General features: G+C 59.3%; 21 protein-coding genes. 12 read left to right on the top strand and 9 right to left on the bottom strand.

All coding sequences use genetic code 11. The features are described 5' to 3' along the window. Nucleotides 1-15: 15 nt before the first annotated feature. Nucleotides 16-471: a dUTP diphosphatase gene (gene dut / locus ACZRMS_RS04940; protein ID WP_019828201.1), complete on the bottom strand. Its 456-nt coding sequence runs from the start codon at nt 469-471 to the stop codon at nt 16-18. Nucleotides 472-476: 5 nt separating this feature from the next. Beyond that, on the bottom strand, nt 477-1,685 hold the full coding sequence (gene coaBC, locus ACZRMS_RS04935) for a bifunctional phosphopantothenoylcysteine decarboxylase/phosphopantothenate--cysteine ligase CoaBC (protein WP_048361376.1): 1,209 nt from the start codon (nt 1,683-1,685) through the stop codon (nt 477-479). 110 nt (nt 1,686-1,795) lie between these two features. Here coaBC and radC point away from each other — a divergent pair, with 110 nt between their 5' ends. Then, the gene (radC, locus tag ACZRMS_RS04930; RefSeq protein WP_463994361.1) at nt 1,796-2,470 is read left to right on the top strand and encodes a RadC family protein; all 675 of its coding nucleotides are present in this window, start codon (nt 1,796-1,798) and stop codon (nt 2,468-2,470) included. A 3-nt stretch (nt 2,471-2,473) separates the two neighbouring features. On the opposite strand, the gene ACZRMS_RS04925 is transcribed toward radC, so the two are convergent. Beyond that, complete coding sequence (locus ACZRMS_RS04925) at nt 2,474-4,060, bottom strand: ABC transporter substrate-binding protein (protein WP_463994360.1); 1,587 nt, start codon at nt 4,058-4,060, stop codon at nt 2,474-2,476. A 512-nt stretch (nt 4,061-4,572) separates the two neighbouring features. Between ACZRMS_RS04925 and rpmB the strand changes: the two genes are divergently transcribed. Further along, nucleotides 4,573-4,806 (top strand): 50S ribosomal protein L28, encoded by a 234-nt coding sequence (rpmB, locus tag ACZRMS_RS04920; RefSeq protein WP_019410280.1) that lies wholly within the window; start codon nt 4,573-4,575, stop codon nt 4,804-4,806. Between the two features lie 11 nt (nt 4,807-4,817). Beyond that, complete coding sequence (gene rpmG, locus ACZRMS_RS04915) at nt 4,818-4,973, top strand: 50S ribosomal protein L33 (protein WP_003437824.1); 156 nt, start codon at nt 4,818-4,820, stop codon at nt 4,971-4,973. Nucleotides 4,974-5,057: 84 nt separating this feature from the next. Here the strand turns inward: rpmG and ACZRMS_RS04910 are convergent, their stop codons facing one another. Next, nucleotides 5,058-5,351: an I78 family peptidase inhibitor gene (locus ACZRMS_RS04910; RefSeq protein WP_463994359.1), complete on the bottom strand. Its 294-nt coding sequence runs from the start codon at nt 5,349-5,351 to the stop codon at nt 5,058-5,060. A 227-nt stretch (nt 5,352-5,578) separates the two neighbouring features. Continuing rightward, on the bottom strand, nt 5,579-5,941 hold the full coding sequence (locus tag ACZRMS_RS04905; protein WP_463994358.1) for a cupin domain-containing protein: 363 nt from the start codon (nt 5,939-5,941) through the stop codon (nt 5,579-5,581). Between the two features lie 169 nt (nt 5,942-6,110). Here ACZRMS_RS04905 and ACZRMS_RS04900 point away from each other — a divergent pair, with 169 nt between their 5' ends. Further along, entirely contained in the window at nt 6,111-7,604 is a 1,494-nt protein-coding gene (locus ACZRMS_RS04900) for an aldehyde dehydrogenase (protein WP_463994357.1), read from the top strand. 149 nt (nt 7,605-7,753) lie between these two features. After that, a complete protein-coding gene (locus ACZRMS_RS04895; RefSeq protein WP_463994356.1) occupies nt 7,754-8,902 on the top strand; it encodes an MFS transporter in 1,149 nt (382 codons plus the stop codon). A 1-nt stretch (nt 8,903) separates the two neighbouring features. On the opposite strand, the gene ACZRMS_RS04890 is transcribed toward ACZRMS_RS04895, so the two are convergent. After that, on the bottom strand, nt 8,904-10,454 hold the full coding sequence (locus ACZRMS_RS04890; RefSeq protein WP_463994355.1) for a phospholipase D family protein: 1,551 nt from the start codon (nt 10,452-10,454) through the stop codon (nt 8,904-8,906). A 35-nt stretch (nt 10,455-10,489) separates the two neighbouring features. Further along, a complete protein-coding gene (locus tag ACZRMS_RS04885; protein WP_463994354.1) occupies nt 10,490-11,911 on the bottom strand; it encodes an aminotransferase-like domain-containing protein in 1,422 nt (473 codons plus the stop codon). Between the two features lie 169 nt (nt 11,912-12,080). Here ACZRMS_RS04885 and ACZRMS_RS04880 point away from each other — a divergent pair, with 169 nt between their 5' ends. Beyond that, nucleotides 12,081-12,314, top strand: a complete 234-nt coding sequence (locus tag ACZRMS_RS04880; RefSeq protein WP_463994353.1) for a DUF1127 domain-containing protein — start codon at nt 12,081-12,083, stop codon at nt 12,312-12,314. A 136-nt stretch (nt 12,315-12,450) separates the two neighbouring features. Here the strand turns inward: ACZRMS_RS04880 and ACZRMS_RS04875 are convergent, their stop codons facing one another. Further along, the gene (locus tag ACZRMS_RS04875; RefSeq protein WP_463994352.1) at nt 12,451-13,752 is read right to left on the bottom strand and encodes an NAD(P)/FAD-dependent oxidoreductase; all 1,302 of its coding nucleotides are present in this window, start codon (nt 13,750-13,752) and stop codon (nt 12,451-12,453) included. Between the two features lie 147 nt (nt 13,753-13,899). On the opposite strand from ACZRMS_RS04875, the gene ACZRMS_RS04870 reads away from it, so the two are divergent. Next, nucleotides 13,900-14,253 (top strand): YkgJ family cysteine cluster protein, encoded by a 354-nt coding sequence (locus ACZRMS_RS04870; RefSeq protein WP_463994351.1) that lies wholly within the window; start codon nt 13,900-13,902, stop codon nt 14,251-14,253. Nucleotides 14,254-14,274: 21 nt separating this feature from the next. Here the strand turns inward: ACZRMS_RS04870 and ACZRMS_RS04865 are convergent, their stop codons facing one another. Continuing rightward, on the bottom strand, nt 14,275-14,763 hold the full coding sequence (locus ACZRMS_RS04865) for an Lrp/AsnC ligand binding domain-containing protein (protein ID WP_463994350.1): 489 nt from the start codon (nt 14,761-14,763) through the stop codon (nt 14,275-14,277). A gap of 156 nt (nt 14,764-14,919) precedes the next feature. Between ACZRMS_RS04865 and dadA the strand changes: the two genes are divergently transcribed. The 5 genes from dadA to ACZRMS_RS04840 all read left to right on the top strand — a co-directional run bounded on the left by dadA (nt 14,920) and on the right by ACZRMS_RS04840 (nt 18,992). Continuing rightward, the gene (dadA, locus tag ACZRMS_RS04860; protein ID WP_133075049.1) at nt 14,920-16,221 is read left to right on the top strand and encodes a D-amino acid dehydrogenase; all 1,302 of its coding nucleotides are present in this window, start codon (nt 14,920-14,922) and stop codon (nt 16,219-16,221) included. After that, nucleotides 16,193-16,546 (top strand): RidA family protein, encoded by a 354-nt coding sequence (locus ACZRMS_RS04855; protein ID WP_048361388.1) that lies wholly within the window; start codon nt 16,193-16,195, stop codon nt 16,544-16,546. The genes dadA and ACZRMS_RS04855 overlap by 29 nt, the downstream gene beginning before the upstream one ends. A gap of 102 nt (nt 16,547-16,648) precedes the next feature. Further along, complete coding sequence (gene alr, locus ACZRMS_RS04850; RefSeq protein WP_463994349.1) at nt 16,649-17,722, top strand: alanine racemase; 1,074 nt, start codon at nt 16,649-16,651, stop codon at nt 17,720-17,722. 126 nt (nt 17,723-17,848) lie between these two features. Continuing rightward, the gene (locus ACZRMS_RS04845; protein WP_048361390.1) at nt 17,849-18,397 is read left to right on the top strand and encodes a cupin domain-containing protein; all 549 of its coding nucleotides are present in this window, start codon (nt 17,849-17,851) and stop codon (nt 18,395-18,397) included. A 181-nt stretch (nt 18,398-18,578) separates the two neighbouring features. Then, nucleotides 18,579-18,992: a c-type cytochrome gene (locus ACZRMS_RS04840; RefSeq protein WP_463994627.1), complete on the top strand. Its 414-nt coding sequence runs from the start codon at nt 18,579-18,581 to the stop codon at nt 18,990-18,992. Nucleotides 18,993-19,059 lie beyond the last annotated feature (67 nt).

The following is a 19,059-nucleotide window of genomic DNA, read 5'->3' as shown; positions in this document are numbered from 1 at the left end:
CCTGACACTGCATGCTCAGAGCTTGCCGGAATGGCCAAAACCACCAGCGCCACGCTGGCTTTCGTCGAACTCTTCGACCAGCTCAAAGTGCGCCTGTACCACCGGCACCAGCACCAGCTGAGCGATACGCTCGCCGATTGTGATGTTGAATGCGGTCTGGCCACGGTTCCAGCACGAAACCATCAATTCACCCTGGTAGTCAGAGTCGATCAGACCCACCAGGTTGCCCAGCACGATGCCGTGCTTGTGGCCCAGGCCCGAGCGCGGCAGGATCAGCGCGGCAAGGCCCGGATCGCCGATGTACACCGACAGGCCGGTCGGGATCAGCAGGGTCTGGCCCGGCTCCAGAACAGTGTCTTGTTTAAGCATGGCGCGCAGGTCAAGACCGGCGGAACCGGGCGTGGCGTACTGCGGCAGCGGGAATTCGTTACCAATGCGTGGGTCGAGGATCTTGGCTTGCAAAGCGTGCATACGAGTTAAACCTGGTTCAGACGTTCGGCGATAAAAGTGATCAGCTGGCGGGCAATCTTGCCCTTGCTGGTCTGGGCAAACACAGTGGCGTGCAGTTCGCGGTCAATCACGCTGCACGCGTTTTCCTCACTGTTGAAGCCAATGCTGGGGTTAGCCACATCGTTGGCGACAATCAGGTCGAGGTTTTTGTCCTTCAGCTTGCGCGCAGCGTAATCGAGCAGGTGCTCGGTCTCTGCGGCGAAGCCGACACTAAAAGGGCGATCCGGGCGCGAAGCGATAGTGGCCAGAATGTCCGGGTTGCGCACCATCTGCAGCAACAGGCCGTCGCCCTTGGTAGGGTCTTTCTTGAGTTTTTGCGGGGCAACGACTTCCGGGCGGTAGTCGGCAACCGCCGCAGAGGCAATAAACACGTCACACGGGATCGCCGCCTCACAGGCTGCGAGCATGTCACGGGCACTGACCACGTCGATGCGGCTAACCCGGTCCGGGGTCGGCAAATGTACCGGGCCGGTAATCAGGGTCACGCGGGCACCGGCTTCAACCGCCGCTTCGGCCAGGGCAAAGCCCATTTTTCCGGAGCTGTGGTTGGTGATGTAACGCACCGGATCGATATTTTCCTGGGTCGGGCCAGCCGTGATCAGCACGTGCTTGCCGGTCAGCAACTGACGCTGGAAGCACTCGGCGGCGCAGTGCACCAGGTCATCGGCTTCGAGCATGCGACCAAAGCCCACGTCACCACAGGCCTGGCTCCCGGAGGCCGGGCCAAACACGCGCAGACCGCGACTTTCAAGCAATCGGGTATTGGCCTGGGTCGCCGGGTCACGCCACATGGCCTGGTTCATCGCAGGCGCGATGGCCACCGTTGCATCGGTGGCGAGTACCAGCGTGGTCAGCAGATCATTCGCCAGGCCTTGGGCAAGACGGGCGATCAGGTCGGCCGTCGCGGGCGCGATCAGCACCAGGTCCGCCCACTTGGCCAGCTCGATATGACCCATGGCGGCTTCTGCCGCAGGGTCGAGCAAGTCCAGATGAACGGGGTGCCCGGACAGGGCCTGCATGGTGAGGGGGGTGATGAACTCACTGCCGCCACGGGTCATGACAACGCGCACTTCTGCGCCTTGATCGAGCAGGCGGCGAACCAGCTCTGCACTCTTGTAAGCAGCAATGCCGCCGCCGACGCCCAAAACAATGCGTTTTCGATACAGCCGCTGCATAGGCCTGCCTTTTAGTTCGATGATGACTGCGCGGAAAATGGCCAAATGCCACGCAAAAATGATGGGCTAAGATAACACAGCGACCGTCAGGGAACTCACAAGGAGGTGTTATGAGCATAAGAGACTGGCCCGCGGCGGAACGTCCGCGAGAGAAGCTTTTGGAGCACGGATCAGCCAGCCTTTCCGACGCCGAACTGCTGGCCATCTTCCTGCGTACCGGGGTTTCGGGCAAAAGCGCAGTCGACCTGGCGCGTCATTTACTCTGTGAATTCGGCAGCCTGCGGGCCTTGCTGGAGGCCGATATTCAGGCATTTTGCCGCCAGCTCGGGCTGGGGCCCGCCAAGTTCAGCCAGCTGCAAGCGGTACTGGAAATGAGCCGTCGCCACTTGGCCGAACGCCTGCGCCGCGACTCCGCGCTAGAGAGCCCGCAAGCGGTTCGCGACTACCTGAAGTCGCTTCTGCGCCATGAGCCCCACGAAGTCTTCGGCTGTCTGTTCCTGGACTCCAAACACCGCATGCTGGCCTTTGAAGTGCTGTTTCGGGGCTCCATCGACAGCGCCAGCGTTTACCCGCGCCAGGTGGTCAAGCGCGCCCTTGCTCATAACGCGGCAGCGGTGATCTTTTGCCACAACCACCCCTCGGGCATCACCGACCCCAGCCAGGCCGACCGCACGCTGACCAAGCGCCTCACCGAGGCGCTGGATCTGATCGAAGTGCGGGTGCTGGATCACTTCATCGTCGGTGATGGCGAACCGCTTTCGATGGTCGAATACGGCTGTATGTAAGGCTCAGGGCTTAAGGCTGACCGTCGAAAAGTCCTGACGTCCAAAAGGACTCACCTGATAGCCCTGCACATCACTTCGGGTTAGTGCGTAGGCCGTTGGATGTGCCAGCGGCAGCCACAAGGCCTGCTGCTGAATCAGTTCTTGAGCCTTTTGATACAGCGCACTGCGCTTGTCCTGATCGCTGAGGGTTTTGCCCTGGCTGATCAAACCATCCAGAGTCTTGTCGCAATAGCGCGCAAAGTTGGTTCCGGACTTCACTGCCGCACACGAAAATTGCGGCGTCAGGAAGTTATCCGGGTCGCCGTTGTCACCCGCCCAGCCCATAAACAGCAGGTCGTGCTCGCCCGCCTTGGCGCGGCGGATCAACTCGCCCCACTCGATAACCCGGATATCCGCCTTGATCCCGATCTGAGCCAGATCAGCCTGCAGCAACTGCGCGCCCAGACTCGGGTTAGGGTTTAGCACGCTGCCGGTGGGGCGCGTCCAGATAGTGGTTTTAAACCCGTCTTTAAGCCCGGCCCTGGCCAGCAGTTCGCGGGCCTTTTTCGGGTCATGGGCATACCCTGGCAAGTCCTTGGCATAACTCCAGGTGGTGGCGGGATAAATGCCGTTGGCCGCCTGCGCGCTGTTCTCGAATACGGCCTTGAGGTAGGTGTTCTTGTCGAAGGCCAGGTTGATGGCCTGGCGCACCTCTGGCTTGTCCAGTGGTGGATGCTGGCTGTTAATGGCCACAAACGCCGTCATGAAGGCCGGGGTTCGAGTCACCGACAACTCGGGGTCTTTGCTGGCCGCTTCCACATCCAGCGGCTTGGGCGAGAGTGCAATCTGGCACTCATTGCGCCGCAGTTTTTGCAGACGCACGTTGGCGTCAGGGGTGATGGCAAAAATCAGTCCATCAACCGCGGGCTTGCCCGCAAAGTAGTCCGGGTTGGCCTTGTAGCGCACCACGGCATCTTTCTGGAAACGGTTGAACACGAAAGGCCCGGTACCGATCGGCTGGCTGTTCATCAGCTCCGGGGTGCCGGCTTTCATCAGCTTGTCGGCGTATTCGGCCGAGTAGATCGACGCAAAACCCATGCTCAGCGCCGGCAAAAAGGTTGAATCCGGGCGGCTGAGTGTAAAGCGAACCGTCAGCGGGTCCGGGGTTTCGATCTTCTTGATCAGCTCAGGCAACTGCAAGGATTGCGCGTGGGGGAAACCGCTTTGCGCCACCTTGTGCCACGGGTTGGCGGGGTTCAGCATGCGCTCGAAGCTGAAGCGCACGTCTTCTGCATTCAACTCACGGGTTGGCGTGAAGTAAGGTGTGCTGTGAAACTTGACCCCGGGGCGCAGCTTGAAGTCGTACACAAGCCCATCAGGGGACACTGACCAGCTTTGCGCCAGCTCCGGCATCAACCGGGCTGCCTGGGCGTCAAAGCCCACCAGACGGTTCATCAGCACGTCTGCCGAGGCATTGGTGGTACTGAGAGAGTTGTACTGCACCACATCGAACCCTTCAGGGCTGGCCTCGGTGCAAACGCTCAAGGTGGCTGCCTGGGCCAACGGGCTCAAGCCAAAGGCAAGCAAAAAGGGGATGGCAGCGAGGCGCATGATCTGTTTCCTGTACAAGTCGATGAGGACCATCTGCAAGTGCAGTCTGGAAAAGTCCTACCCTAGTGTTCCGATACTCAAATGACTACTTTTTAATGGCAGACGATGCTCTGTAGCCGCTGTCGCAGGCTGCGAAAAGGCCCGCAGGGCCTTGAATAATCGTGAAAACGCGACCGCTACGCGCTCGATCGCAGCCTTCGGCAGCGGCTACAAGATGACATTTGCACCTCAAACATCGCACCCTGCGACGAGCGGTAAAATCCAGTCAGGCATAGACGCCGCGTGGATTGGCGTTAAAATGGCAGCTTCATTAATCACACCAAATCACACTGCTTGTTGTTGCTCTTTAGTCTTTCTGGTATAAAGCAGCGCTCTTTTCTAGGGGCCCGGTTCCTGCTTTTGTAGGTGTAGCCGGTAAGACCCTTAAAGAAACGCGGCGCCTGGCGCCATGACTGAGAGATTAAGCGGCCAACCCATGCCGGGTTGGGCATGTGGTTTTAGAGGGCTGAGGCATGTCGAGAGTCTGTCAAGTTACCGGTAAGGGTCCGGTGACTGGGAATAACATTTCCCACGCAAATAACAAAACCCGTCGTCGTTTCCTGCCGAACCTGCAGCATCACCGCTTCTGGGTTGAAGAAGAGAAACGTTTCGTGCGTCTGCGCGTATCTGCTAAAGGCATGCGTATCATCGACAAGCGTGGCATTACTGTCGTGCTGGCCGAAATCCGCCGTGCTGGCAAGATCTAAGGGAGCTAATCATGCGTGAATTGATCCGTTTGGTGTCGAGCGCTGGTACAGGCCATTTCTACACCACTGATAAGAACAAGCGCACCACTCCGGACAAAATCGAAATCAAAAAATTCGATCCGCGGGTACGCAAGCACGTGATCTACAAAGAAGCCAAAATCAAGTAATTGGTTTTACTTCTTACAAAAAAGGCCCATATCTCACGATACGGGCCTTTTTTGTTGCCTGTCATTCAGCCTGTGCCGCCATCCTCAGCCGCACATGTACTTCTGCATGATGTTGTTCTCATCGACGATCACGCGAAGACGATCATACCGATAGTCCTTCGTATAACCCTTGCCGGGCACTTCAAGGCGAACCTCTGTTGCACCCGATTCCTTGCGCAGCATTTCCAGCAGGGCAGGCGTTGCTTCAGGCGCAACCGGAAAGTTGATGGTAAAGGCTTTGCACTGCCCGGGCTGGTCAGCCATCGCCGGCATCGAGCAAGCGCCCAGAACAACACTGACCGCCAGAACAAGACCTCTTGAAACAGTAGAGTCAGACATAAGGCTTCCTTTTTAATAACGTCAAGAATGAGCGATAACGCCAAGGGCCTGTCCATTCCATGGGTGCCCCGTGCCGTTGTTGGCACCTCCAGATACTGGCCCAAATTGGTGCCGCCGGTTATGCCGAGGTGTTTCTGAATTTATGCCCCGAAGGCCCGGGGGACGGAAACAAAAAAGCCCCGCCATCAACAGATGGCGGGGCTTTCAGGCGCTCTAAATCAGTAGTTTCAAGACTTCTGTTCAAAGACTACGTAAATTTTCCGACACGGCTCCAACACTTCCCATGTCCCGCTAAACCCTGCCGGTATGACAAAACGATCGCCAGCCCGGAGGGTCTTGGCGTTACCTTCATGGTCACGAAGAACTGAAACGCCTTGCACGATTTCGCAATATTCGTGCTCGGTGTAATTGACCGTCCACTGTCCCACAGCCCCTTCCCACACCCCGGCACTCATCTGCCCGCACGGGCTGTTGTAGTGGTTGTGGATAACTTGTTCGGGGGCGCCCTTGAGCACTTTTTCCGGTGCCGGGCTGAAGCGGTCAGCCTGGGTGTTGGCAGTGCTGAAATCGACGATGGTTGCGATGCTCATGGTTCTTGTCCCCCCGAAATTGCGGTGTATGTGGCCAGAAAGACCAAAGTCTATGTTTATTAAAACGAACAAGCCATGCCGTTTGCGCCGCATGTGTCAAATATATTGAAAGTTCCAGGGCCACTGGTTTAGGGTGGCACTTCCATTTCAATAAGAGGAGGACACTCGAATGACCACCCTGACGCGTGCTGACTGGGAACAACGGGCCCAACAGCTGAAGATCGAAGGCCGCGCCTACATCAACGGTGAATACACCGCCGCAGTCTCCAATGAAACGTTCGAGTGCCTCAGCCCGGTTGATGGCCGCTTGCTGGGTAAAGTTGCCAGCTGCGATGCCGCCGACGCCCAGCGCGCCGTAGAAAACGCACGCAAAACCTTTGAGTCCGGCGTGTGGTCGCGACTGGCTCCGGCCAAGCGCAAAGCCACCATGATTCGTTTCGCCGGCCTGCTCAAGCAAAATGCCGAAGAACTGGCCTTGCTTGAAACCCTGGACATGGGCAAGCCCATCAGTGACTCCCTGGGCATCGACGTACCTGGCGCCGCCGGTGCGTTGAGCTGGAGCGGTGAAGCCATCGACAAGATCTACGATGAAGTCGCTGCCACTCCGCACAACCAGCTGGGCCTGGTGACTCGCGAGCCAGTGGGCGTTGTTGCGGCCATCGTGCCGTGGAACTTCCCGCTGATGATGGCCTGCTGGAAACTGGGGCCTGCACTGTCGACCGGCAACTCGGTGATCCTCAAGCCGTCCGAAAAATCCCCGCTGACTGCCATCCGTATCGCAGCTCTGGCCGTTGAAGCCGGTATCCCTTCGGGCGTGCTCAACGTGCTGCCGGGCTATGGTCACACCGTAGGCAAAGCCCTGGCCCTGCACATGGACGTCGATACCCTGGTGTTCACCGGCTCGACCAAGATCGCCAAGCAACTGATGATCTATTCCGGCGAGTCCAACATGAAGCGCGTCTGGCTTGAAGCCGGCGGCAAGAGCCCCAACATCGTCTTCGCCGACGCCCCGGACCTGCAAGCTGCGGCCGAATCTGCGGCCAGCGCCATCGCCTTCAACCAGGGCGAAGTCTGCACCGCCGGTTCGCGCCTGCTGGTCGAGCGTTCGATCAAGGACAAGTTCCTGCCACTGGTGATCCAAGCCCTCAAAGGCTGGAAGCCCGGCAACCCGCTGGACCCGGCCACCACCGTGGGTGCCCTGGTGGATACCCAGCAAATGAATACCGTGCTGTCGTACATCAAGTCCGGCCACAGCGAAGGCGCAAAACTGGTAGCAGGCGGGAATCAGATCCTGCAAGAAACCGGCGGAACCTATGTTGAACCGACCATTTTCGACGGCGTTAGCAACGCGATGAAAATCGCCCAGGAAGAAATCTTCGGCCCGGTGCTGTCGGTTATCACCTTCGACACAGCCGAAGAAGCCATCCAGATTGCCAACGACACGCCCTACGGCCTGGCCGCTGCGGTCTGGACAGCGGACATCTCCAAGGCTCACCTGACCGCCAAGGCACTGCGTGCCGGCAGCGTTTGGGTCAACCAGTACGATGGCGGCGACATGACCGCTCCGTTTGGCGGGTTCAAACAGTCGGGCAACGGCCGTGACAAGTCACTGCACGCGTTCGACAAATACACCGAGCTGAAGTCCACCTGGATCAAGCTGTAAAAATCTAAACGCTACACCTTGTGGGAGCGAGCCTGCTCGCGATGGCAGCACCGGGTCTGACTGACAGACCGCTGTGCTTTCTTCGCGAGCAGGCTCGCTCCCACACTGGTTTTACACAACAGAATTTAGTTATCCACAGGAGCACAGACATGCGTTGGGCGACTTATTTCGCCGTGCTGGCCTCGGTTCTCAGTGTCGGCCTGGCACTGGGCGTGAGCATGCCGCTGGTATCGTTCCGGCTCGAAAGCTGGGGCTATGGCGGGTTTGCGATTGGCGTGATGGCAGCCATGCCGGCCATAGGCGTACTCGTCGGCGCCAGCGTGGCCAGCAAACTGGCCGCCCGCTTCGGCACGCCCGGCCTGATGCGCTTGTGCCTGTGGTGTGGTGCGCTGTCCATCGGCTTGCTGGCCATATTGCCCAGCTACCCGGTGTGGCTGGTGCTGCGACTGCTGATCGGAGTGGTGCTCACGATCATCTTTATTCTCGGCGAAAGCTGGATCAACCAGCTGGTGGTCGAGCAATGGCGTGGCCGCCTGGTGGCGCTGTATGGCTCGGCCTATGCCTTGAGCCAACTGTCCGGGCCGCTGCTGCTGGGCCTTGTCGGCTCCGAAGACGACTACGGGTTCTGGATCGGCGTTGCGTTGCTGACCCTGGCACCCTTGCTGCTGATGGGTCGCGACGGCGCGCCTACTACTGAATCATGCAGCGTGACCTTCAAGGATTTACTGGGGTTCTGTCGGGGCTTGCCGGCGATTGCATGGGCCGTAGCGCTGTTTGCTGCCTTTGAGGCGATGATTCTGACGCTGTTGCCCATCTACTGCCTGCGCCAGGGCTTTACCGCCGATATCGCACTGGCGATGGTCAGCACCGTGGTAGTGGGCGACGCCCTGCTGCAACTGCCGATTGGCGCGCTGGCCGACCGCCTGTCCCGCCGGTCATTGTTTACCGGCTGCGCAGTGCTGCTGATGCTGTCGAGCCTGGCGGTACCGTTCCTGCTCAATACGCTGCTGATCTGGCCGTTGTGGGTGATCTTCGGTGCCAGCGCCGGCGGCCTGTTCACCCTGTCGCTGATCCTGATCGGCGAGCGCTACCGCGACGACGCCCTGGTGCGCGCCAACGCCCATGTCGCGCAACTGTGGGGCATCGGCTGCCTGATCGGGCCATTGGCCGCAGGCGCGGGCAGCCAGTGGATCAGCGGGCATTCCTTGCCGCTGTTCATGGCCGCCGGGGCTTTGGTGCTGGTGATTCTGGTGCTGCGCCAAGGGGCATTCGGGGCAGAGCAGGCAACTGCGTCGTAAGCTACAACATCCTTTCCAGCCCCACACTTTTGCTGAACCACGCATTGAGCCGGCGCCACCAGTTGCCCGGCTCATGGTGCAAGGTGTGCAACTGGCCATTGTCTTCAGTCACCCATACGATCTTGCCCTGCTCCAACTGCGGCTCATAACTCAAGGCCGGGGCCATGCCTTGCAGCGCCAGCTTGCGGGCCTCGGCGGCCAGTTCAGGGCTGTCCACCAACACGCCGACCTCGGTGTTCCACAGGCCCGAACGCGGGTCAAAATTGAACGAACCGATGAACGATTTCTGCTGATCAAAAATCATCGCCTTGCTGTGCAGGCTCGAATCCGAACTCATCCCGTGCTTGAACAAATGCGGGCCGCTGCCCGCGCTGCTGCCCGGCTGGCGTCGCAGCTCGAAGAGTTTGACCCCATGCTCCAGCAACGCTTTGCGATAGGGCGCATAACCGCCGTGCACTGCGGGCACGTCTGTGGCTTCCAGGGAGTTGGTCAATAAACGTACATCGACCCCCGCATCGGCACGGCCTGTGAGGTACACCAGGCCGGTTTCACCCGGTACAAAGTAGGCCGAAACCAGGATCAGCTCCTTGTTCACCCCGGCCAGTTCCGGCGCCAGTTGCGTAGTCAGCAGCAAGTGAGCGTCAGGCTCGTCCCGGGCCAGCACCTTGCTCGGCGCATCCCACAGCGCCTGATTCCAGGCCCAGATCAGCTCTTTGCGCCACACCTCCAGTTGCGGGTTGCTCTCAAAAGAGGCCAGTTGCTGGTACAGCGCGGTGTTGCGCTGCTGCGCCCGCTTGAGCGAAGCATCCAGTTTTTTGCGCGCCTTGCTCAGCTCATGCGCGGACACGTGCGACGACACAAAGTCGCCAATGGGCTGACTGAGGGCGCTGTTCCAGTATTGATCGAAGCTGTGGCCCAATTGCTCGGCCACCGGGCCAACGCTGAGCAAGTCGATATCGGTGAAATTCAGCTCGGGCTTGGCATCGAAATACTCATCGCCCAAATTGCGCCCGCCCACAATCGCCACGCTGTTATCGGCCAGCCAGAGTTTGTTGTGCATGCGTCGGTGTTGGCGCGAGAGGTTGAACAGCCGCCCCATGGCCCGGGTTACACCCGTACTGCGCCCCAGTTGCAGCGGGTTGAACAGCCGGACCTGGATATTGGGATGAGCCGCAAGGGTTGCCAGAATATCGTCCAGCCCGTCACTGGCGGTGTCATCGAGCAGGATTCGCACCCGCACCCCGCGATCTGCCGCCTTGAGCAGTTCGTCTATCAACATGCGCGTACTGAGCCCGTCGTGGACGATGTAGTACTGCAAATCGATGCTGCTCTGGGCGTTGCGGATCAGCTCCGCCCGCGCCCTGAAGGCCTCACCGCTGTTGGGCAACAGGCGGAACCCCGAGCGGCCCTGATAGGGCGCGGCCTGGGCCTGGATCGAACGGCCAAAGGCCGAGTCTGCGGCCGGCAACGCCTGGGTTGACTCACGGGGTACGTCCAAGGTGACACAACCTCCCAGCGATACAGCCAAAAACAATGCACAGAGTGATTTCAACGTGTAGAGCCTCAGGGCAGCGTCACGGGGGATGATTAAACAGTTTCTGCCAACAGCTTACTGGCCGCCATCCCCACTTTGCGCACCGCATCTTCGATCTGCGGCGTAGGCTTTGCAGCGTAGTTCATGCGCAGGCAATTACGGTACTTGCCCGAGGCCGAGAAAATGCTGCCCACCGCAATCTGCACCCCTTGCTCCAGCAGCTCCCGGTTCAGGCGCAGGCTGTCAAAACCTTGCGGCAGTTCCAGCCACAGCATGAAACTGCCCTGGGGCCGGCTGGCACGGGTTCCGGGCGGAAAGTAGCGACTGATCCAGCCCAGCATCAGGTCGCGATTGCGCTGATATTGACTGCGCATTTTGCGCAGGTGCGGCTCGAAATGGCCGTTCTTCAAAAAGTCGGCAATCGCCAGTTGCGGTTGCGGCGCCGTGGAACCGGTGCTGATGTATTTCATGTGCAGCACCCGCTCCAGATAGCGCCCCGGCGCAACCCAGCCCACGCGCAAACCGGGGGCCAGGGTTTTGGAGAATGAACTGCACAGCAGGACCCGGCCATCATCATCGAAGGACTTTATCGTGCGCGGGCGAGGGTAGGTGTAGGCCAGTTCGCCGTACACATCGTCTTCGATAATGGCCACATCAAAACGCTGGGCCAGGGTCACCAGCGCCCGTTTGCGGGCCTCGGGCATGATGTAGCCCAGCGGGTTGTTGCAGCTGGGCGTGATCTGGATCGCCTTGATCGGCCACTGCTCCAGCGCCAGCTCCAGCGCTTCGAGGCTGATGCCCGTCAGCGGATCGGTGGGGATCTCCAGCGCTTTCATCCCCAGCCCTTTGAGGGTTTGCATGGCGCCATGAAAGCTCGGCGAGTCGACCGCCACGATGTCACCGGGTTCGCACACTGCGCGAATGCTGCACGACAGCGCTTCATGGCATCCCGTGGTAATCACCAGGTCCTCGGCCCCAAGCTGACAGCCCGAGTCGAGCAGCAGGCGCGCCAACTGTTCGCGCAAGCCCAGCACCCCGTAGACGTTGTCGTAATACAGGCCAGGTAAATCCAGGCGCCGGCTGATCTGCGCCAGGCTGCGTAACAGGGGCTTGATGGTCGGCGTGGTGACGTCGGGCATGCCGCGCCCCAGCTGGATCACGTCCTTTTGTGGCACGGAACGCACCAGCTCCAGCACCTGTTCCCACTGCGAAATTTCCACCGGCCGCTGGGCCGGTTTACCCATGCCGGGCAACGCCGGCAACTCACGGTCCACGGGCACAAAGTACCCGGACTTGGGCCGCGGCAAAGCCAGGCCGTTGTCCTCCAGCAACCGATACGCCTGCTGCACTGTGCTCAGGCTCACGCCATGCTCGGCGCTTAACGCCCGCACCGAAGGCAAGCGGTCGCCAGGGCGATAAAACCCCTGCTCGATGCGCGTGCCCAGCAAGTCGGCGAGGTTGACGTAAAGGGTCATGGCAGAGCTCCCGAAGGGTGGACCAGTACAGATCGAAGGGAAACAGAGGATTCAGCGCCTGAAAAGCCGAATCTGTATGCATGTAAAAGGATTTTGCTGAATCTGTCATGGTTTTCAGCACAAGGCCATCATGCTGACTCATGGGAATCGAGTCAAAAGGAGCTGTTTGATGAATGGTTTGAGTGATGTGCGCCTGACACTGCGCAGCCAGGAATTACTGGCTGAGCATGAAACCCGTCAAATCGTCAGCACCCCTGCCAGCCTTGGGCGCTGGGGCCTGTTCTGGCACCGCGCGCGCAGCCGCCGCGTGTTGCTCAACCTGGACGCACAGCAACTGCGGGACGTGGGTTTGAGTCGCGAAATGGCCCAGCGAGAAGGCTGCAAACCGTTTTGGCGTTCGTGAAGATACAGATGCCTACACAAAACTGGCTTTGTTGTGGCAGCGGGCTTGCTCGCGATGCAGGCGCCGTGGCCTTTAAGAACCCCCGCGCTGATGCCATCGCAAGCAAGCCCGCTCCCACCCGTTCGGCTTTGGGCTGTTAACCCAGCTCTTTAAGCCGATGCCAGAGCATCCCCAGCGCCAGCAGCGGCGAGCGCAGGTATTTGCCGCCGGGGAAGGTGATGTGCGGGACCTTGGCGAACAGGTCAAAGCCGTTACTGTGCTGGCCACTAATGGCCTCGGCCAGCAACTTGCCCGCCAGGTGAGTCACATTAACCCCGTGCCCTGAATACGCCTGGGCGTAATACACGTTGGGTTGATCATGCAGGCGGCCGATTTGTGGCAAGCGGTTGGCACCGATACCGATCATGCCGCCCCACTGGTAATCAATTTTCACGTCTTTGAGGTGCGGGAACACTTCGAGCATTTTGGGGCGCATATACGCCGCAATATCCTGCGGATCGCGCCCCGAGTAATGGCAGGCGCCACCAAACAGCAAGCGTCGATCCGCCGAAAGCCGGTAGTAATCCAGCGCTACACGTTGATCGCACACTGCCATGTTTTGCGGCAGCAAAGCCCGGGCCTGAGCTTCACTCAACGGCTCGGTAGCGATGATGTAACTCCCCGCAGGCAGCACTTTGCCACTGAGTTGCGGGTTGAGATCCTTGAGATAAGCGTTGCAACCCAGCACCAGGCTTTTGGCCCGCACCGAGCCCTGCGCCGTGTGTACCCGCACTTCGGGGCCATAATCTATCCGGGTCACCGCGGAATTTTCGAACAGCCTCACACCCAGTTGCGCAGCTGCCGCCGCTTCGCCCAGGGCAAGGTTGAGCGGGTGCAAATGCCCCGACCCCATGTCGACAAGCCCCCCGACATAACGATCAGAGCCCACCACACTGTGGACTTCGTTGGCTTGCAGCAGCCGGGTTTCATGGCGATAGCCCAAACTGCGCAGCTCTTGGGCTTCTTCGGCAAAGCCTTCAAGGTCCCGTGGTTTATTGGCCAGGTCGCAATAACCCCAGGTCAGGTCGCATGCAATGTTGAACCGCTCGACGCGCTGGCGAACGATCTCCACCGCCTCCAGCCCCATCAGCTTCATTTGCCGGACACCATCCTTGCCGATAATGCCTTCAAATTGCTCAAGGCCATGGCCGACACCGCGAATCAACTGACCGCCATTGCGCCCGCTGGCACCCCAACCGATCTTGCAGGCTTCGAGCAGGATCACGCTCATGCCGCGCTCGGCCAGCTCCAGCGCAGTATTCAGGCCAGAAAAGCCACCGCCTACCACGCACACATCAGCTATCAGTTCGCCTTGCAGCACCGGATGATCGGGCTGCGGCAAGCTGCTGGCGGCGTAATAAGAAGCAGTGTGCTGGCTGCGCTGAACCGGGGCGCTCATGTGCGTAATCCTGATTATTGATGTTTGGAAAATTTGACGGAGCATAAGCCGTGCCATTCCAAAGGGGCAAGAACAGCCGGGCGGCGCTGTCTAGGGTAAGGGTTTTCAGGCAGACTCTACGGCCTTTTCAAAATCGGTAAATCCTGGATGAGCTGCAACAGTCACAAGATCCGCTTTCTTCGGCAGCAAATTCCCTCGTTCGAATGCGTGCCGGGTTGCCATGACTGCTGCGGGCCCGTGACCACCTCATCCGAAGAAATGGCCCGCTTGCCGCGCAAGACAGCCGCCGAGCAGGAAGCTGCGATGGACGAGCTTGACTGTGTGCATCTGGGGCCCAATGGCTGCACGGTGTATGAGGAGCGGCCGCTGATTTGCCGTCTGTTCGGTACCACGCCGACCCTGCCTTGCCCCAACGGCCGACGCCCGGTGGAGATGATTCACCCCAGTGCCGAGAAGCTGGTGCACGAATACATCGCCAGTACGCGGCAGGTGCTGGTTTAAAAAGTCCCTCACCGGGCGCTTTTAATCCGCAATCGGCAAACACAAACTCTCTTTCACTTCTTCCATCACGATATAGCTCTTGGACTCCCGCACATGGGGCAACTTGAGCAGGATGTCGCCCAGCAGCTTGCGGTATGAGGCCATCTCGCTGATCCGTGCTTTCACCAGGTAGTCAAAATCCCCTGATACCAGATGGCACTCCAGCACGTGAGGCAACTTCAGCACTGCCCGACGAAACTCGTCGAAGGTATCGCCCGACTTGTAATCAAGGCTGATCTCCACGAACACCAGCAGACTGCCCTGCAGTTGCTGCGGGTTGAGCCTGGCGTTGTAACCCATGATGATCCCTTCGCGCTCCAGGCGGCGCACCCGCTCGGTACAGGGCGTAGTGGACAGCCCGACCTTCTCTCCCAGCTCGGTAAACGAAATGCGGCCATCGACCTGAAGGATGCGCAGAATGTTGCGATCAATCTTGTCCAGTTCACGCTTTGTTTGATGATTTGTACGCATAGGAGAATCTCCTCCGTGAAAAGGGTTTTGGCCGAGAATTGTCGCCAAATATAGCTTCTTATACAGTGAATTCCACTAGCCAATGCTTCATATACTGCGCTCATCTTCGCTTTGAACAATAAACGTCAGCGGCTGGCCGCGATGAGGGATATGAATATGCGAGTTATGGTATTGGGTGGCGGCGTTATTGGTACTGCCAGCGCCTATTATCTGGCCCGAGCCGGTTTCGATGTGGTCGTTGTAGACCGTCAGCCAGCCGTTGCAATGGAAACCAGTTTCGCCAACGCCGGCCAGGTGTCCCCGGGCTATGCTTCGCCATGGGCCGCGCCGGGCGTGCCGCTCAAAGCGATCAAATGGCTGCTGGAGCGCCACGCGCCCCTGGCCATCAAGGCGACTGCCAATATCGACCAGTACCTGTGGATGGCGCAGATGCTGCGCAACTGCACCGCCAGCCGCTATGCCGTGAACAAGGAGCGCATGGTTCGCCTGTCCGAGTACAGCCGTGACTGCCTCGATGAACTGCGCGCCGAAACCGGTATTGCCTACGAGGCCCGCAACTTGGGTACCACTCAACTGTTCCGCACCCAGGCCCAACTGGATGGCGCGGCCAAGGACATCGCCGTACTCAAAGAGTCCGGCGTGCCTTTCGAGCTGCTCGACCGCGCCGGTATTGCCCGGGTTGAGCCGGCACTGGCCAACGTCACCGATATTCTGGCCGGTGCTCTGCGCCTGCCGAATGACCAGACCGGCGACTGCCAGATGTTCACCACCCGCCTGGCTGAAATGGCCAAGAATCTGGGTGTCGAGTTCCGCTTCGGCCAGGACATTCAACGTCTGGACTACGCGGGCGACCGCATCAATGGCGTGATGATCGACGGCAAACTCGAAACCGCCGATCGTTACGTACTGGCACTGGGCAGCTACTCGCCACAAATGCTCAAGCCATTGGGGATCAAGGCTCCGGTTTACCCGCTCAAGGGTTATTCGTTGACCATTCCGATCACCAACCCGGACATGGCCCCGACCTCGACCATTCTCGACGAAACCTACAAGGTCGCGATCACCCGTTTCGACAACCGCATCCGCGTTGGCGGCATGGCTGAAATCGCCGGTTTTGACCTGTCGCTGAACCCGCGTCGACGCGAAACCCTGGAGATGATCGTCAACGACCTTTATCCTCAGGGCGGTGACCTGAGCCAGGCCAGTTTCTGGACCGGCCTGCGCCCGACCACACCGGACGGTACACCGATCGTGGGCGCAACCCCGTTCAAAAACCTGTTCCTGAACACCGGTCATGGCACACTGGGCTGGACCATGGCCTGCGGTTCCGGTCGTTTCCTTGCGGACGTGATGGCCAGGAAGACCCCGCAAATCAGCGCCGAAGGCCTTGATATTTCCCGCTACGGCAACCACCAGGAGACTGCAAAACATGGCAATCCAGCGCCAGCTCACCAATGACCGCATGAGCCAGATCGTTGCCCATAACGGGACTGTTTACCTGTCCGGGCAAGTCGGCGACGACATGAACGCCGGGGTTGAGCAGCAAACCCGCGAAACACTGGCCAACATCGAACACTTGCTGGACCTGGCGGGCACTGACAAAAGCCGCATTCTGTCGGTGACCATCTACCTCAAAGACATCGATGCCGATTTTGTCGGCATGAACAGCGTGTGGGACCAGTGGCTGCCTAAAGGCGTCGCGCCGGCCCGCGCTACCGTTGAAGCCAAACTGTGCGAACCGGAAATCCTGGTCGAACTGTCTGTCGTCGCGGCACTGCCATAACCTTTTTGCTTCAGTAACATGTCCCTCTTCCGGCGCGGCACGCGGTTAACGCCGCAGGCCAGCGCCGGTTTTTTATTCAGCAGCCGTTAGAAGCCCGCCACCATGCGCCCAGCCCGTGCCCTGATCGACCTCCAAGCCCTGCGTCACAACTACCAACTGGCCCGTGAAGTCACGGGGGCCAAAGCCCTCGCTGTGATCAAGGCCGATGCCTACGGCCACGGTGCCGTGCGCTGCGCCCAGGCCCTTGAGGCTGAAGCCGACGGTTTTGCCGTCGCCTGTATTGAAGAAGCACTGGAACTGCGCGCCGCCGGTATTCGTGCGCCTATCCTGCTGCTCGAAGGTTTTTTTGAAGCGGATGAACTGCCACTGATCGTCGAACACGATTTTTGGTGCGTGGTGCATTCGCTGTGGCAGCTCGATGCAATCGAGCAGGCCAAGCTCGCCAGGCCGATCCACGTATGGCTGAAGCTGGACAGCGGCATGCACCGCGTCGGCCTGCACCCGGGCGACTACAAAGCCGCTTACCAGCGCCTGCAAGCCAGCGCCAACGTGACCAAAATCGTGCTGATGAGCCACTTTGCCCGCGCCGATGAGCTGGATTGCACCCGCAGCGTAGAGCAAGTCGCTGTGTTCCTGGGAGCCCGCGCCGACTTGACGGCTGAAATCAGCTTGCGCAACTCGCCGGCGGTACTCGGCTGGCCACGTGTGCCAAGTGACTGGGTACGGCCGGGCCTGATGCTGTACGGCGCCTCGCCATTTGAAGAGCCCCAGGCCACTGCATCACGCCTGCAGCCGGTGATGACCCTGGAGTCAAAAGTGATCTGCGTACGTGAATTGCCTGCCGGCGAGCCAGTGGGCTATGGCGCGAAATTCATCACCCCCAAACCCATGCGTATTGGCGTGGTGGCCATGGGTTATGCCGACGGCTACCCGCGTCAGGCACCGACCGGCACTCCGGTACTCGTGGCCGGCGTGCGTAGCCAATTGCTGGGCCGGGTATCGATGGACATGCTGTGCATCGACCTCACCGATGTACCCCAGGCAGGGCTTGGCTCAACGGTTGAACTGTGGGGCAAAAACATCCTCGCCAGTGAAGTGGCCGCCAAGGCAGACACCATTCCTTACCAGATTTTCTGCAACCTGAAACGAGCGCCACGCCTCTATTCCGGGAGCTGATGGGTTGTATCCAATAGGCGGGGCCAAATGGGCACCCAGGTTTGAAGTCGAAGTGTTGTAAATACTGAACGCTATCGCCATGATGGCGACTTCTCGACCTGAATCTGACCCCAGGAGGCTCCCGCATTGGACGTCGGTGAACGACTGCAATCCATCCGCAAACTCAAAGGCCTGTCACAGCGTGAACTCGCCAAGCGCGCGGGCGTCACCAACAGCACCATTTCGATGATCGAAAAGAACAGCGTGAGCCCTTCAATAAGCTCCCTGAGAAAAGTGCTGAGTGGCATCCCCATATCTATGGTCGAATTTTTTTCCGAAGAAATCCTTCAAGAAAACCCGACCCAGATTGTCTACAAAGCCAATGAACTGATCGACATTTCCGATGGTGCCGTGACCATGAAACTGGTCGGCAAAGCACATCCGAGCCGGGCCATTGCGTTTCTCAACGAGATCTACCCACCGGGCGCCGATACCGGGGACGAAATGTTGACCCATGAAGGCGAAGAAACCGGGATTTTGCTCGAAGGTCGCCTAGAGTTGACCGTAGGTCTTGAGACTTTCCTGCTTGAGGCCGGTGACAGCTACTATTTTGAAAGCTCAAAGCCACACCGTTTCCGTAATCCGTTCGACGTTGCGGCGCGACTAATCAGCGCAGCTACCCCGGCGAACTTCTAAAAACAGAGGCGCCCTGCCTGCATGCAGAGGCACCCGATGCTGCATTTCGCCACCTCTATTCCCCCTTTGTCTTTAGGGTTGTTTCAGAGTGGCGGGCTAACCGTTATACTTTCGCCCGCCCGCGAAACCGTGGTTGTGGGCGTGACTAGCCACCATTGAGGGTGTACGCGTGAACCTAATTATGAAAATGCTGGCCGTACCAGCAGCAGTAGTGGCCCTATGGGCAGTCAACGCTCAGGCAGCAACGAACGATGACATCGCAAAACGTCTTGAGCCAGTCGGCAAAGTCTGTGTTCAAGGCCAGGAATGCAAAGGGATGGAAGTAACAGCCTCTGTAGGCGGCGGCGGTGGTATGTCGGCAGATGACATCATTGCCAAGCACTGCAGCGCCTGCCACGGCACCGGCCTGTTGGGCGCACCGAAAATCGGTGACACCGCAGCCTGGAAAGAACGCGCCGATCACCAGGGCGGCCTTGATGGCATCCTGGCCAAGGCCATCACCGGTATCAACGCCATGCCGCCTAAAGGCACCTGCATGACGTGCTCCGATGAAGACCTCAAAGGTGCCATCGAGAAGATGTCCGGTTTGAAATAAGCCGACACTCTCTAAAAAAGCCGCTGATGGGCGGCTTTTTTGTGCCCGGGATTTGAGCAGGCACACA

This window comes from Pseudomonas sp. B424 (assembly GCF_055408345.1).
Note: the sequence above shows the minus strand (reverse complement) of the source record. Positions and strands in the feature narration are given on the sequence as shown.